The sequence below is a fragment of the Rhizobium sp. 22-785-1 genome (genome assembly GCF_053521965.1).
The window spans coordinates 376,424-390,405 of sequence record NZ_JBNWDI010000002.1; the positions used below are offsets into that span (position 1 = coordinate 376,424).

Annotated in this window: 14 protein-coding genes; 5 read left to right on the forward strand and 9 right to left on the reverse strand. The window is 57.9% G+C overall.

The genetic code is table 11. The annotated features are described in order from the left end of the window. Window positions 1-17: 17 nt before the first annotated feature. On the forward strand, window positions 18-1,211 hold the full coding sequence (dapE, locus tag ACQZ5M_RS06535; RefSeq protein WP_449079282.1) for a succinyl-diaminopimelate desuccinylase: 1,194 nt from the start codon (window positions 18-20) through the stop codon (window positions 1,209-1,211). Further along, window positions 1,198-1,794 (forward strand): hypothetical protein, encoded by a 597-nt coding sequence (locus tag ACQZ5M_RS06540; RefSeq protein ID WP_449079283.1) that lies wholly within the window; start codon window positions 1,198-1,200, stop codon window positions 1,792-1,794. Before dapE ends, ACQZ5M_RS06540 begins: the two co-directional genes overlap by 14 nt. Window positions 1,795-1,812: 18 nt before the next feature. Here the strand turns inward: ACQZ5M_RS06540 and truA are convergent, their stop codons facing one another. From truA to def, 3 genes are read right to left on the reverse strand one after another with little or no spacing between them, the layout of a single operon-like run. Then, the gene (gene truA / locus ACQZ5M_RS06545; RefSeq protein WP_449079284.1) at window positions 1,813-2,613 is read right to left on the reverse strand and encodes a tRNA pseudouridine(38-40) synthase TruA; all 801 of its coding nucleotides are present in this window, start codon (window positions 2,611-2,613) and stop codon (window positions 1,813-1,815) included. A gap of 3 nt (window positions 2,614-2,616) precedes the next feature. Continuing rightward, entirely contained in the window at window positions 2,617-3,549 is a 933-nt protein-coding gene (gene fmt / locus ACQZ5M_RS06550) for a methionyl-tRNA formyltransferase (protein ID WP_449079285.1), read from the reverse strand. A gap of 50 nt (window positions 3,550-3,599) precedes the next feature. Next, a complete protein-coding gene (def, locus tag ACQZ5M_RS06555; RefSeq protein WP_449079286.1) occupies window positions 3,600-4,112 on the reverse strand; it encodes a peptide deformylase in 513 nt (170 codons plus the stop codon). Window positions 4,113-4,252: 140 nt separating this feature from the next. Between def and ACQZ5M_RS06560 the strand changes: the two genes are divergently transcribed. Further along, the gene (locus ACQZ5M_RS06560; protein ID WP_296021395.1) at window positions 4,253-5,449 is read left to right on the forward strand and encodes a DNA recombination protein RmuC; all 1,197 of its coding nucleotides are present in this window, start codon (window positions 4,253-4,255) and stop codon (window positions 5,447-5,449) included. Window positions 5,450-5,599: 150 nt separating this feature from the next. Next, window positions 5,600-6,499 (forward strand): ribokinase, encoded by a 900-nt coding sequence (locus ACQZ5M_RS06565; RefSeq protein WP_296040744.1) that lies wholly within the window; start codon window positions 5,600-5,602, stop codon window positions 6,497-6,499. Between the two features lie 55 nt (window positions 6,500-6,554). On the opposite strand, the gene ACQZ5M_RS06570 is transcribed toward ACQZ5M_RS06565, so the two are convergent. Then, window positions 6,555-7,142, reverse strand: a complete 588-nt coding sequence (locus tag ACQZ5M_RS06570; RefSeq protein ID WP_449079287.1) for an NUDIX domain-containing protein — start codon at window positions 7,140-7,142, stop codon at window positions 6,555-6,557. Window positions 7,143-7,243: 101 nt separating this feature from the next. Here ACQZ5M_RS06570 and ACQZ5M_RS06575 point away from each other — a divergent pair, with 101 nt between their 5' ends. Further along, window positions 7,244-7,999 carry a DeoR/GlpR family DNA-binding transcription regulator gene (locus ACQZ5M_RS06575; protein WP_449079288.1) on the forward strand — a complete coding sequence of 252 codons (756 nt, stop codon included), beginning with the start codon at window positions 7,244-7,246 and terminating at the stop codon, window positions 7,997-7,999. Window positions 8,000-8,001: 2 nt separating this feature from the next. On the opposite strand, the gene trmB is transcribed toward ACQZ5M_RS06575, so the two are convergent. From trmB to ACQZ5M_RS06600, 5 genes are all read right to left on the reverse strand, one after another. Then, window positions 8,002-8,700, reverse strand: a complete 699-nt coding sequence (gene trmB, locus ACQZ5M_RS06580; RefSeq protein WP_296021388.1) for a tRNA (guanosine(46)-N7)-methyltransferase TrmB — start codon at window positions 8,698-8,700, stop codon at window positions 8,002-8,004. 146 nt (window positions 8,701-8,846) lie between these two features. Continuing rightward, window positions 8,847-10,112, reverse strand: a complete 1,266-nt coding sequence (gene metK / locus ACQZ5M_RS06585) for a methionine adenosyltransferase (protein WP_296021384.1) — start codon at window positions 10,110-10,112, stop codon at window positions 8,847-8,849. Between the two features lie 173 nt (window positions 10,113-10,285). Continuing rightward, window positions 10,286-10,705: a helix-turn-helix domain-containing protein gene (locus ACQZ5M_RS06590; protein WP_296075373.1), complete on the reverse strand. Its 420-nt coding sequence runs from the start codon at window positions 10,703-10,705 to the stop codon at window positions 10,286-10,288. Window positions 10,706-10,846: 141 nt separating this feature from the next. Beyond that, on the reverse strand, window positions 10,847-12,436 hold the full coding sequence (gene lnt, locus ACQZ5M_RS06595) for an apolipoprotein N-acyltransferase (RefSeq protein WP_449079289.1): 1,590 nt from the start codon (window positions 12,434-12,436) through the stop codon (window positions 10,847-10,849). 393 nt (window positions 12,437-12,829) lie between these two features. Beyond that, window positions 12,830-13,966, reverse strand: a complete 1,137-nt coding sequence (locus ACQZ5M_RS06600) for a hemolysin family protein (protein ID WP_449079290.1) — start codon at window positions 13,964-13,966, stop codon at window positions 12,830-12,832. Window positions 13,967-13,982 lie beyond the last annotated feature (16 nt).

Below are 13,982 nucleotides of genomic sequence, written 5' to 3' on the forward strand. Positions count from 1 at the left end.
ATAGAAGAGACAGCCCCATGAACGCCACCGATCCCGTCTCCAATCTTGCCGGCCTAATCCGTTGCCCGTCGGTAACGCCGGCAGAAGGCGGGGCGCTTGCCCTGCTCGAAACGTTGCTTTCGCCGCTGGGCTTTGAGGTCGATCGTGTGGTGGCCACAGAAGACGGCACGCCGGACGTGGAAAATCTTTACGCCCGGCTCGGCACCGATGGACCGCATCTGATGTTTGCGGGCCATACCGATGTCGTGCCGGTGGGTGACGAAGCCGCGTGGAGCCACCCTCCTTTTGCAGCAGAAATTGCCGGGGGCGAGATGTTTGGTCGTGGCGCCGTCGACATGAAGGGCGGCATCGCCTGCTTCGTCGCAGCGATAGCACGTCACATCGAAAATCATGGTAAGCCGAAGGGCTCCGTGTCCTTTCTAATCACCGGCGATGAAGAAGGGCCGTCGATCAACGGCACCTCGAAGCTTCTGGAATGGGCCGCCGCCAAGGGCGAACGCTGGGATGCGTGCGTTGTCGGTGAGCCAACCAATCCGAACCAGCTGGGCGACATGATCAAGATCGGTCGCCGCGGCTCGCTTTCGGGCCGCATCACAGTTCAAGGCGTACAGGGCCATGCAGCCTATCCGCACCTTGCAGACAATCCCATTCGCGGAATGCTGCAATTGACGCACGCGCTAATGGACCCGCCTTTCGATAGCGGGACCGACAATTTTCAGCCTTCCAATCTGGAAGTGACAACCATCGACACGGGGAATGCCGCGACCAATGTCATTCCGGCCAGAGCGACGGCGTCCTTCAATATCCGTTTCAACGACACCTGGACGGCAGAGACGCTGCGGGCCGAGATCATCCGTCGTCTGGATGCGGCTGCCGCTGACGGCGCGCTTCGTCCGGCTCGGACACCCGTCAATTACGAGATCGTCTGGGCCGATCGGCCGAGCCATGTCTTCTTGACGCGCAACAATGCGCTGATCTCCTCGCTCTCGGGTGCGGTAGCGGAGGTCACAGGTCTGGAGCCGAAGCTCTCCACGACTGGCGGCACCTCGGATGCCCGCTTCATCAAGGATTACTGCCCGGTGGTGGAGTTTGGCCTTGTCGGTCAGACCATGCATATGGTCGATGAGCGCGTCGCCGTCGCCGATCTGGAAACGCTGACACGCATCTATGAAACCTTCATCGAACGCTGGTTCGGCCATGCCGCCCAGTAGCGAAGTCGCCTTCTATCTGCGCGGTCTCTGGTTGCTGTTTCTCGGCAAAAAGGAGGGCTTACGCCTTCTCGACATCAGCGATCGCGGCATATTGCGCTCCTTCTACGCCGCCCTGTGGTGCCTGCCGTCCATGGCGCTGTCCTGGTACTGGTGGCACGAGGCCTATCTGTCCGGGATGCCGGAAGGGGTGCGCACGGGTGCGATCTTCTTCGTTCGTCTCGCCATTGTAGAAGCCATCTGCTGGATGGTGCCGCTGATCCTGATCGGCCTCTTGTTAGTGGCTTTCGGTGTGCGTGACAGATTTCAAGCGATCATCGTGGTAGCAAACTGGCTGTCCGTTCCTTTTTCCTACGCCTATTCACTTCTGATCGTGATTGCGCTGTTCCTGCCCGCATTGCACGGGCTCGTCGCAATCCTCTGGTTCGCACTGCTCCTTTCTCTGGTCTTTGCCTTTTCGAGGATTTTGCGGTTTTTCGTGCGCGATCAACCGCTCTTGGTAACAGCGCTCGTTATGACACTGCTTGTCCCTGGGATGATCCTCTCGGAACTGTTGCAACGCTTTCTCGGCGTCTATCCGACGTGAAGATGTTTGCCTGAGCGGTCATTTAGTATCGCCAACGACCTTTCCTGTTGGCGGCATTCGCGGCGGTATGACGTCGGGATAATCCACTTGCATAAAGTAGAGGCCTTCCGGCGGAGCAACAGGACCGCAGGCCGTACGGTCGCGCGCCTCAAGCGCTGCACGCACGTCGTCGGGGGTCATGGCGCCCTCGCCTGCCAGCTTCAGCGTTCCGGCAAAGGAGCGGATCTGGTTGTGCAGGAAGCTCTGCGCCGTCGCACGGATCTCGATCAGATCGCCATTACGCGTCACATCAAGCCGGTCCAGCGTCCGCACCGGGCTGTTGGCCTGGCAATGAACGGAGCGGAAGGTCGTGAAGTCATGCCTCCCCACCAGCATCTGTGCGGCTGCATGCATCGCCCGATGGTCCAGATCTTTCGAGACCCACCAGGCGCGCTTGTGCTCCAGCGCTAAGCGCGATTTACGAGAGATGATACGATAGAGATAATGGCGACGAATGGCGGAAAAGCGCGCATCGAAATCCTCCGTCACAGCCTCCACGTCAAGGACCGAGACCGCGTCGCCTGCCATGGCCAGATGGGCATTGAGCGCGTTGCGCAGCTTGTAGGGCTGCCAATCACGCGCCAGGTCCACATGGGTGACTTGACCAACCGCATGCACACCGGAGTCTGTTCTGCCGGCGCCACGAATGCCAACCTTTTCGCCCGTTAGTGAAAGAACCGCCGCTTCCAGTGCGCCTTGCACCGACCGGCCATTGTCCTGCCGCTGCCAGCCAACGTAAGGCGTACCGTCATATTCGACGGTCATGCGAAACCGTGCCATCGGCTACAGCCTCGTCCCAACAGGAACAGGCGTCCCGCGCAGGAAATCTGCGGCCAGCATTGGCTTGCCACCTGCCTTTTGCAGTTTGGTGAGACGGACCGCCCCACTGGCACAGGCAATCGTCAATTGATCGTCCAAGACCGAACCTACCTCGCCCATGCCCTCTGCTCGTTCGCTTGCCAATACCTTGACGCGTTCGGGTTTGCCGCCGATCTCCAGTTCAAACCAGGCGCCTGGAAAAGGCGCCAGACCGCGAATGTGGTTGTGGACATCCTGCGAGGGGCGGGAGAAATCGATCCGCGTTTCCGCCTTGTCGATCTTGGCGGCGTAGACAACGCCTTCCTCGGCCTGCACCGTGAGCGGCAAATCATCATTTTCGAGCTTTGCCATGGCGTCGCGCATCAATCGCGCGCCCTTCAGCATGAGCGCGTCATGCAACTCGCCAGCCGTCATGTTTTCATCGATGGAGACACGCGCTGTCAGCGCCACGGGGCCGGTATCCAACCCCTTTTCCATCTTCATCACCATCATGCCCGTCTCGGCATCGCCTGCCATGATGGCGCGCTGAATGGGGGCGGCACCCCGCCAGCGCGGCAGAAGCGATGCATGGCCATTGTAGCATCCAAGGCGCGTACCATTCAAAATCGCCTCGGGGAGAAGGAGACCATAGGCGACAACCACGGCAACATCGGCATCGAAATCGGAAAATTGCTTGCGATCGTCGTCCGCCTTGAAATTCATCGGGGTCAGAACTGGAATTCCCAAAAGCTCTGCAGCCTGATGCACAGGGGATTTTTGCAGGTCCAGCCCACGGCGTCCGCCTGGGCGCGGCGGCTGGGTATAAACCGCAACCACATTGTGGCCCGCCTCTTTCAGAGCGCGCAGTGTAGGGACCGAAAACTCCGGCGTTCCCATGAATATGATGCGAAGAGCCATTTTTGCCCCCTGCCCTGCTGCTGATATCGAAGGGCCTCTCGCCGGGCGAATCAGACCTTGGCGCGGGCCAGCTTGGTGAATTTCTTGATGACCATGTCGCGCTTCAGACGCGAGATATGGTCGATGAAGAGTACGCCGTTCAGATGGTCGATTTCATGCTGCAGGCAGGTCGCAAGAAGACCGTCGGCCTCTATCGTCTGCTGCTTGCCATCGCGATCAATATATCCAACTGTCAGCGAGGCCGGACGCTCGACCTCGGCATAGTAATCCGGAATGGAGAGGCAGCCCTCTTCATAGGTCGAGACATCATCCGAAACTTTCAGGATTTCCGGATTGATGAAGACCTGCGGCTTGTTTTCCTCGTCTTCGCGCGACAGGTCGATCACCAGCATACGGCGGGCAACGCCAATCTGGATCGCGGCGAGGCCGATTCCCGGCGCGTCATACATGGTCTCCAGCATGTCGTCTGCCAGACGCTGGATTTCCGAATCCACAGTCTCGACAGGCTTGGACTGCTGGCGCAGCAGCGGATCGGGCAAAATGATAAGAGGCTTGATCGTCATGGCTTCCCATAACCCATCTCATCAACCGAGGAAACGAAAAAATACGGTCGATTCAACGCTGAGACTGGATAGCCGACTCATTTTCGCCGTGGACATGTTCTTGTTTTGTACGAATCAGAATAACTCTGCTAGATTGCGCCATGAACATCGATCTCAATGCCCTCGGTCAAACGGCTTTCAGCGTCGGAACGGTCAGTATCTCGATCGGCGCGATGCTGCTCGTTCTGGCTTTTGCCGGACTTGTGGCTGTCCTCTTCCTCCTGCGCAAACCGGCAACACCGGATCAGCCGCGCGAAGAGCTTACCGAGCTTCTGAAAACCCAGACAGAACTGCAAGGCCGCATCGCTGCCATGGCAGAGGCCTTCTCCGCACGACAGAACGAGATGAGCCAGACGTTGAACGAGCGGCTGGATGGCATGTCTCAGCGTCTCGGAACAACGCTGACCGAACAGACCCGCTCAACACATGAGAACCTGAGCAAGCTGCAGGAGCGGCTCGCGGTCATCGATGCCGCGCAGGGCAATATCCAAGACCTCGCAAAGGACGTCATCGGGCTGCAAGCGATCCTTTCCAACAAGCAGACACGCGGCGCCTTTGGACAGGCCCGCATGGAAGCGTTGATTGCCGATGCGCTGCCCTCTGGTACCTACCAGCTTCAGCCAACCCTTTCGAACGGCTTTCGACCGGACTGCATCATCAAGATGCCGAACAATGCGCCGTCGCTGGTGATCGACGCGAAATTTCCTCTGGAAGCCTGGAACGCCTTGAAGGCGGATGAATCGCCGGAGGCAAAGCGCGCTGCGACCCAGCAGTTCCGCCGGGACATGGAAGTTCATATTCGCGATGTGGCGGAGAAGTATCTGATCGCCGGCGAGACCCAGGACACCGCCTTCATCTTCGTGCCGTCGGAATCGATCTTTGCCGATATTCACCAGCATTTCGAGTATCTTGTGCAGCGTGCTCACCGCGCCCGTGTGGTGATCGTGTCACCGTCTCTCCTGATGCTGTCGGTCCAGGTCATTCAATCGGTGTTGAAGGATCAGCGGATGCGCGAGCAAGCTCACCTGATCCAGGGCGAAGTGGCGCTGTTGATGGACGATGTGCGACGTTTGGATGAGCGCACCCGCAAGCTTCAGACGCATTTCGGCCAGGCCCAGCGGGACGTGGAAATGATGCTGACCTCGTCGGAAAAAGTCTTGGCGCGTGGCGGCAAGATCGAAAGCCTCGATTTTTCCGCAAGCACCACGGAGCTTCCGCATGCAGAGGTGGAGCATCAGCGCCGCATTGCTGAAGCCCGTGCAGGGGCCGCAAAGCTTCGCATTGTGGATGACGAGTAATCGGCACGGCAAAAAGAGGATCTGAAGCGTAGGGAGCGCATCTGAAAGATCGCGACAGGCCGTAGCCAGCGCAAATTCGATTTCCGATTTTCGGACCGATGCTGTAGCAATATCCGACTATATCAACTTCGTCCTTTGGATCAGCCTCGCATGATTACTGTTTTCGGCTCCATCAACATGGATCTCGTCGCCACCTCCGAACGCTTGCCGAAGCCGGGCGAGACGGTCACCGGCAAAAGCTTTTCCACGGCAGCTGGCGGCAAGGGTGCCAATCAGGCGCTTGCGGCGAGTCGCGCCGGGGCGGACGTGAAGATGGCGGGTGCCATTGGTGACGATACCTTTGCAGCCCCCGCACTTACGCTGCTGCGTGATGCGCGCACCGATCTCTCGCTGGTGAAGACGGTGGCCGAGCCGACTGGAACAGCCGTTATCCTGATTGGTGAGGGCGGCGAGAACATGATCTCGGTCATTCCCGCGGCCAACGGCACGGTCTCGCCACAGGATGCCGAGCGCGCTGTCTCGGAAATGGCCGAGGGCGATACGCTGATGTTGCAATTTGAAATTCCAGCCGATGCGATCGAGGCTTCACTGAAAGCTGCGAAAGCCAAGCGCGTGACGACGATCATCAATACGGCTCCTTTGACCGCAGATGCAGCCCGCTTGTCACGACTTGCGACGATCGTCATCGCCAATGAAACGGAGTTCGAACTGCTGATCGGCAAGAGCGGTCTCTCGGCTGCGGATCGGGAGAAAGAACTGGCCGCACTGCACGAAGAGACGGGCCAGACCCTGATCGTCACTCTGGGTGCCGAGGGTGTGATTGCCATTCGTAACGGCAAGCTCTTCAAATCCATGGGCCTCAAGATCGAGCCCGTCGATACTGTGGGTGCAGGCGATACGTTCTGCGGCTATCTCGCTGCAAGTCTCGATGCCGGAATGGACTTCGAAAAGGCCTTGCGCCGTGCGGCGGTTGCCGGTTCGCTGGCTTGCACTCGTGAAGGCGCCCAACCCTCTATTCCCGTCGCCGCCGAAGTGGATCAAAAGTTGTAACGGATCAAGAGCGGCGGGTGCCAAGCAAATGTGGGCAACTGCCGGCATCGTCCGATCAAGCGTCCTTGAACAGATTGAGCGCCGCATATTGCAGCAGCATGATCGTCTTGCCATCGCGAATGGTACCGGAGACGATCATCGCCAGCGCATCGTCTATCCCCATTTCCATGACGCCGATCTCTTCGCCCTCTTCGACATTACCGCCACCGGCTGAGGTTCTGTCTCCCGGTTGATATTCGCCGACGAAGAAATGTAGCCGCTCGGTAACGGATCCGGGGCTCATGAAGGCATCGAAGACCTGACGGACATCGCGGACCATGAAGCCCGTCTCTTCCTCCGTCTCTGCGCGGATCCGCGCCTCCGGCTCTGCATTGTCCAGAAGGCCCGCCGGGGTTTCGATGAGAAGCTCGTCATGGCCGTTAACGAAGGCCGGATAGCGGAACTGTTTCGTCAGGATCACCGTGCGGCGTGCTAAATCGTAGAGAAGGATCGTCGCGCCATTGCCGCGATCATAGGTTTCCCGCGATTGCTTCTGCCATGTGCCATCTTCTCGCAAGAAGGAGAAAGTCGTCTTCTTGAGGAGATACCAATCATTGGAAAGGATCTGAACGTCCTCCACCTTAATGCGATGCGCGATACTCATGAAGTTTTCCCTGCGGCTAGACCCGATGAATCTTGGACGTACGAGCAATTTCGTGTATTTTCGTGCAGAGTCAAGAAATTTCGTGCAATAGGATTGAGTTAGTGCTGACATTGGAACGCAAGACCCTCATCCAGAACGTTCTAAGGCGAGATGGCAGGATCGTTGCAAAGAGCTTCGCGGAAGAACTCGGCGTCTCCGAGGATACGATTCGCCGCGATCTGCGCGAACTGGCGAAAGACGGTTTGTTGCAACGGGTCCACGGAGGGGCGCTGCCATCTTCACCCGCCATTGCCGATTATCATGTGCGCGAACAGATGGCGTCCTCCGCCAAGGAGAAGCTTGGCCGGGCAGCAGCCGGATTGATTAAGCCGGGACAGATCGTCTTTCTCGACGGCGGCACTACCAATCTCCAGCTTGCCCGCAATCTGCCACCGAAACTGGAGTCGACGATCATCACCCATAGTCCGAGCATTGCCGTCGAACTGGCGCAACATCCATCGGTCGAGGTGGAGTTGATTGGCGGGCGGCTTTTCAAGCACTCGATCGTGTCAATGGGTGCGGCAAGCGCCGAGGCCATTTCCGGCATTCGCGCCGATCTGTTTTTCCTGGGAGCAACCGGTATCCATCCCGAGACCGGCGCCACGACGGGAAACCGCGAAGAAGCGGCAATCAAGAGGCTCATTGCCCGACAATCCGCCGAGACGATCCTGGTTGCGACGCAGGACAAGATCGGCGCGGCATCGCCCTATCTCATCCTGTCATTGGAAGAGATTGCGACCATCGTCGTGGATGCCGACGTGCCAGACAAATTGCTCGAGCAATATAGCGCGACGGGACCAGCGATTCTAAAAGCCTGAGATCAGACTTTAAGGAAGGTGAGGTAGGCGGAGCTTCGCCCCTCGCGCTTGGCCTTGTTCTCGTAGCGCGTTCCCGGCCAGTTGTCATAGGGTGTCAGCCAGTCAACGGAGGTCTTGGCCGTCCACTCGAAGCCGCCATGGCGGGCGCAGTGCTGCAGCGTCCAGTTGATGTAGGTATCGATGTCAGAGGCAAAGCAGAACTTGCCCTCGGGCTTCAGCACACGATGGAAGCGGGCCAGATTGACGTCCGAGACGAAGCGACGCTTCCAATGCTTCTTCTTCGGCCAGGGGTCCGGATACAGCAGATCGATGTGATCGATGCTCGCATCCGGAAGCCAGTCCAGCAGTTGAGTGGCATCGTCGTCATAGAGGCGGATGTTCATCAGTTCCCGCTCTTTGACCGCACCGAGAAGCTTCGCCATGGAATTGACGAAAGGTTCGACGCCGATGAAACCCGTCGACGGATTTTCAGCGGCGCGATGAACCAAATGCTCGCCACCGCCAAAGCCGATTTCGAGACGAATGGATTTGACGTCAGCCGGAAACAGTGCGGCAAGCGGCCTGGGCGCGGGTGTTGCAAGATCGACTTTCAGCAACGGCAGAAGGCTCTCGATGCTCTCTACCTGCTGGTTGCGCAACGGCTTGCCCTTGCGCCTGCCATAGAACGCTTCCGTCGATCGTGAACGCCGCTCTTCCGTCATAGTGAACTCTCTCAAGCAAAATAGATGAACCCGCACCTTACCGTTTCATCGGTATTGCGCGGGTTTCAAAGTTTTCAGACCTATCCCCCAAACACTCGCCCATGGCAAGGCCGGAGTAAGGGAAGCTATGTTTCGAACCGTTGGGCTCAAGCGGCTTTGAGCGCTTCCTTGAGCGGCTTGACGAGGTCGATCTTCTCCCAGGAGAAGGAACCGTCGCGGCCAGCCTTGCGGCCAAAATGGCCATAGGATGCGGTCTTTGCATAGATCGGCTTGTTGAGGTCCAGGTGACGACGGATGCCCGATGGCGACAGGTCCATAACCTTACGGATGGCGGCTTCGACTTCGTCTTCACTGACCTTGCCCGTCTGGTGCAGATCGACATAGACCGACAGCGGCTGAGCCACACCGATGGCGTAGGACAGCTGAATGGTACAGCGGTCGGCGAGACCGGCAGCAACCACATTCTTAGCCAGATAACGCGCGGCGTAGGCTGCAGAACGGTCGACCTTGGTGGTGTCCTTGCCGGAGAATGCGCCACCGCCGTGAGGTGCTGCGCCACCATAGGTATCAACGATGATCTTGCGGCCAGTCAGGCCGGCGTCACCATCAGGACCGCCGATGACGAACTTGCCCGTCGGGTTGATGTACCACTTGCAGTCATCGGCAATCTTCAGATCGCCAAGCGCTTCGCGGATGTAAGGTTCGACGACTGCGCGAACCTTCTTGGAATCCCAGCTAGCGTCGAGATGCTGAGTGGAGAGCACGATGGACACGGCTTCAGCGGCCTTGCCGTCTACATAGCGGACGGTCACCTGGCTCTTTGCGTCGGGGCCGAGCTTGGCCGCTTCGCCTTCACCGCTCTTGCGGGCGTTGGCGAGCAGCTGAAGGATGCGGTGAGAATAATAGATCGGCGCCGGCATAAGGTCCGGCGTTTCCTTGCAAGCGTAACCAAACATGATGCCCTGGTCGCCAGCACCTTCGTCGCCCTGCTTGTCGGAGGCGTTATCGACGCCTTGGGCGATATCGGCAGACTGCGGATGCAGCAGCACGTCGATCTTCGCCGTCTTCCAATGGAAGCCGTCCTGCTCGTAGCCAATGTCGCGGATGGCCTTGCGCGCTGCGGACTTAAACTTGGAAGGGTTGATCATCGGATGGCCAGCGGCATCCTTGACGACGTTGCCATCCTTATCCTTCTTCAGCAGCGTATCGGGAACGCGCACTTCGCCCGCAATGATCACGCGGTTGGTGGTGGCGAGTGTCTCGCAGGCGATGCGGACGGTCCATGGGTCAACGCCGGTCTTGGACGCTTCACGATAAATCAGATCGACGATTTCATCGGAAATTCGGTCGCAAACCTTGTCTGGGTGACCTTCAGCAACGGATTCGCTGGTGAACAGGTAGTTGGCGCGCATGCGGGATTCCCCTCAAAGAACGTGACTGAGCGTTGTGTTAGTCATTCTACGACAAAAAAACAAGGACAGAACGACATAAATATATCTTTATATCGATATTCCATTGTTCCTAACAGACAATAAAAAACGGCCCCGTAGGGCCGTTCAAAATGTACTAAGCTAATGTATGGAGCTTAGTCAGCGTCGCCCTCAGCAGCGAGTGCTTTGACCAGGTCGACAATGCGACGGCGTACCTTGGGATCGTTGATCTTCACAAAGGCGCGGTTCAGCTGCAGCCCTTCGGAAGAAGACAGGAAATCAACCACATAGTTGGAGCTCGATGCCTCCGCAGAACTGGAGGCAGAGGCAGACTGTTCTCCCGGCGCGTCTTCGAAGAAGAAGGAAACCGGTACGTTCAGGATGGCTGAAATGTTTTGAAGACGGCTGGCGCCAACGCGATTGGTGCCCTTCTCGTATTTCTGAATCTGCTGAAAGGTAATTCCGAGGCTTTCTCCCAGCTTTTCCTGGCTCATGCCAAGCATCGTGCGGCGCAGCCGGATGCGGCTTCCGACGTGAATGTCGATCGGGTTCGGCTTCTTCTTATTTTCGGTCATATGTTAGTCCTGACATCCTGTTGTCGGTGGCTTGTTACACCTTAACGAAAAGCCTTGTGGCTTAGATCAGTGCAACACGCCGTCATATCACATGCGTTGTACTACCCCACAATCACACTATGCAATTTCAGGGGTTTTGGGTCAATTCTTGCGACCAGCTAAACCATACCGAGAAATCAAAGCGATTGCGAACATTGTTATAAAGAACAACCAAAAGTTCGTTTTGCGGGCTTCGCCATTCAATGCGTCGATGGCCGCACCACTTAAGGTCGTATCGATTATGCCCTTTTGACCGTAGTCAAGACCAGCCTCGATACCACCTAACGGGTCAATCATGGCGGAAATGCCAGTGTTAGCGGCGCGAATCACTGGCAGACCCGTTTCGACCGCTCTCACTCTTGCCTGCTGGAAGTGTTGATAGGGCCCAGGTGTGTCACCGAACCATCCATCATTGGTGACATTCAGGATCGCTTCGGAAGAGGCGATATCCGCCGGCACATCATCGGGAAAGATGATTTCATAGCAGATAAAGGAGTAGAACTTCTTTCCCGACGGCAATGTGATTGGGGTTCGGCTGAGCGCCGGCGAGAAGCCACCTGGCAAGCTTATGAGATTCTCAATGCCGAGGCGGTGCAATACATCCTCGAACGGCACATACTCGCCGAAGGGGACGAGATGAACCTTGTCCGTCGCTCCAATGATTTGCCCCTGACCATCCACGGCATAGACGGAATTATAGTATCGCGGTGGATGACCAGCGCCGGCATCCTCCATTCGCACGGCGCCCGTCAGTAGAATCTGGCCGTCGTCCAGCGTCTTGGCGATTTCTTCCAGCTGATCCGGGTTCTGGGTCAGAATGAACGGGACGGAGGTTTCCGGCCAGACGATGATATCCGGTCGCTTCTTGCCCGGTGATGGCGGCAGTGCGGAGAGACGCAAATGCTCTTGAAAGATTTCAACGCGATCGGCATTCAGCATCTTGCGCGACTGATCGATGCCGGGCTGAACGATGCGGATCGTGGTTGCGTCAGCAATCTCCGGCAATGGCTGATGCATGCGGTAAAGGCCGTAGCCTACATGTCCCGCCAGAAGCAGAAACGCAAGCGATAGACCTGACACCATGCCTCGACGGGTTCCAAGCAGTGCCGGGCTGGAAAAGATGAAGACCGCCAGCATCGACATGCCAAAGATACCGATCAGGTTGGAGGTCTGCATCATCAACGGTACAGGCATAATACCGTAACCGACCGCGTTCCAGGGAAAGCCCGTGGCGACAAAGCTTCGCAGCCACTCGGCCAGTCCGAAGGATGCAGAAAGAGCGGCGATCCTGCCCCAGCCATCGGACCAGAGACTATTGGCCATCATGACAGCAAGGCCGTAGAAGAGCGCGAGCAAGGCTGGCAGACCCAGGATCGCCAGCGGCAGTGCCCAGGCAAACTCATCCGCTTCGAGCAGCAAGGCATTTCCAAGCCACCAGAGGCCTGCCACGAAATAGCCGAGACCGAATATCCAACCGAGCAGAAATACCTTGAACGTGCGCGAAAGCAGACCACCATCAGGGCTTCCCGTGGTGCCGTCTATCAACCAGACCAAGAGGGTGAAAGAGACAAAGAGGCTGGCGAAAAACCCGACGGGAGGCAGGGCAAGCGCGCCGATGGCGCCCGCTATCAAAGCAATGAGAATCCGGTTGAAGCCACTGCTCAACATGATCGTGCCCGCGAGCCGCTCCATGCAGTATCAATCTCCTTGAAGGGCACCGTTCAATGACGCAAGACGAGAAGCGGATACCAGAACTGACTTGCCTCCAAAATCCGGCCAGCGCGAAAGCCCGCTGATCGCACTTCGTTTGCCGGACGCCGAACAATTATACGGCCTGCATTTCCGGCTTACTTCAAAACAAAACGAACGTCCACAGCGCAACCTTGCCGGGCCTGCACAGATCACAATCCTTACAGGCAAGACGGTATCGGCCCGAAAATCGGAAGCGATTTTCGGGCCGATACATGGATCCAGAGATTCAACGTCTAGTCAGCGTGCAAGCACGTAATACGCTTCAGAGCGTCTTGCGTGCGTACCAACAACGCGCGGCGCTCCCCGTGCCGCAGCGACCAAGGAGCGAAGCCGTTACACAGCGGCCTTATCGGAATTAGCGGACGGTGCCGGAAGTGCGATCATCTCGCCTGTCACCACTGCGGCCGGAGCTTGATCGTCCTCGCCCATCGACGATTCATCGCGACGGATGCGGACGCGCTTGATGCGCCTGCTGTCGGCATCGAGAATGTGGAACTCGAAGCCTGGAACGGCGCGAACGATCTCGCCCTTGGACGGGATGCGACCGAGCGCGAAGAAAACGAGACCGCCCAGCGTGTCGATCTCCTCGACATGCTCACGGACGTCGAACTCGGGGCCGATCGCCTCAGCCAGCTCCATCAGTTCGATGCGCGCATCTGCAATCAGAACGTCGGACGAGACACGAACGAACATGGCCTCGTCCTTGTCGTGCTCATCGTCGATGTCGCCAATCACCATCTCCACAATGTCTTCGTGGGAGACGAGCCCATCGGTGCCGCCATATTCGTCGATAATCACCGCGAGCTGGGTGCGTTGCGCCTGCATGGTCTTCAAGAGATCGGATGCAAGCATGGAGGGTGGCGCGAACAGGATCTTGCGAATGATCCCGGCTTCGGCCAACGTCGTTTCGAGATCGACGCGGGAGAGATCGAAGTTGGAGCGGGGTGTGCGCGTCGCCTTAGCCTCACCATTGGCAGGCGTGCGCGTGCCGCCGCGGCGCTTGTTGCGTGCCTGCTTGCCCACATAGGACAGAAGATCACGAATGTGGATCATGCCCTTGGGATCGTCGAGCGTCTCGTCATAGACCGGCATGCGGGAGCGGCCCGTCGCCTCGAAGCGGATCATCGCTTCACCGATCGTGGTCTCCTGATCGAGCCCGTCTATATCGACGCGGGGGATCATGATGTCCTCGACCCGGACTTCTCTGAAGCGGAGAATATTGTTCAGCATCGCCCGCTCGTCGGGCGTAAAGGCAGCGCCGATATCGGTATCGGTCATCAGCGCATCGGTCAGGTCTTCACGAAGACGCTCGCCCTGCGACGGCTTCAATATCCGGGAAATTCTCGACCAGATGGAGGAGCGGGGCTTTGCTTGGTAGTCCTGTCGTAACGGACTACTGCCCTCCTCCGATGAGGATTGTTCCCCGGCGTCTTTGCCCTCTTGGGGCGGTCTTGCAGAATGTTCGTTCATTGTCCCAAACAGTTCG

What these genes read in the sequence shown, in the direction of transcription:
- dapE (WP_449079282.1), top strand. Translation starts at nt 18, where the DNA reads ATGAACGCCACCGATCCCGTCTCCAATCTTGCCGGCCTAATCCGTTGC.
- ACQZ5M_RS06540 (WP_449079283.1), top strand. Translation starts at nt 1,198, where the DNA reads ATGCCGCCCAGTAGCGAAGTCGCCTTCTATCTGCGCGGTCTCTGGTTG.
- truA (WP_449079284.1), bottom strand. Translation starts at nt 2,613, where the DNA reads ATGGCACGGTTTCGCATGACCGTCGAATATGACGGTACGCCTTACGTT.
- fmt (WP_449079285.1), bottom strand. Translation starts at nt 3,549, where the DNA reads ATGGCTCTTCGCATCATATTCATGGGAACGCCGGAGTTTTCGGTCCCT.
- def (WP_449079286.1), bottom strand. Translation starts at nt 4,112, where the DNA reads ATGACGATCAAGCCTCTTATCATTTTGCCCGATCCGCTGCTGCGCCAG.
- ACQZ5M_RS06560 (WP_296021395.1), top strand. Translation starts at nt 4,253, where the DNA reads ATGAACATCGATCTCAATGCCCTCGGTCAAACGGCTTTCAGCGTCGGA.
- ACQZ5M_RS06565 (WP_296040744.1), top strand. Translation starts at nt 5,600, where the DNA reads ATGATTACTGTTTTCGGCTCCATCAACATGGATCTCGTCGCCACCTCC.
- ACQZ5M_RS06570 (WP_449079287.1), bottom strand. Translation starts at nt 7,142, where the DNA reads ATGAGTATCGCGCATCGCATTAAGGTGGAGGACGTTCAGATCCTTTCC.
- trmB (WP_296021388.1), bottom strand. Translation starts at nt 8,700, where the DNA reads ATGACGGAAGAGCGGCGTTCACGATCGACGGAAGCGTTCTATGGCAGG.
- metK (WP_296021384.1), bottom strand. Translation starts at nt 10,112, where the DNA reads ATGCGCGCCAACTACCTGTTCACCAGCGAATCCGTTGCTGAAGGTCAC.
- ACQZ5M_RS06590 (WP_296075373.1), bottom strand. Translation starts at nt 10,705, where the DNA reads ATGACCGAAAATAAGAAGAAGCCGAACCCGATCGACATTCACGTCGGA.
- lnt (WP_449079289.1), bottom strand. Translation starts at nt 12,436, where the DNA reads ATGGAGCGGCTCGCGGGCACGATCATGTTGAGCAGTGGCTTCAACCGG.
- ACQZ5M_RS06600 (WP_449079290.1), bottom strand. Translation starts at nt 13,966, where the DNA reads ATGAACGAACATTCTGCAAGACCGCCCCAAGAGGGCAAAGACGCCGGG.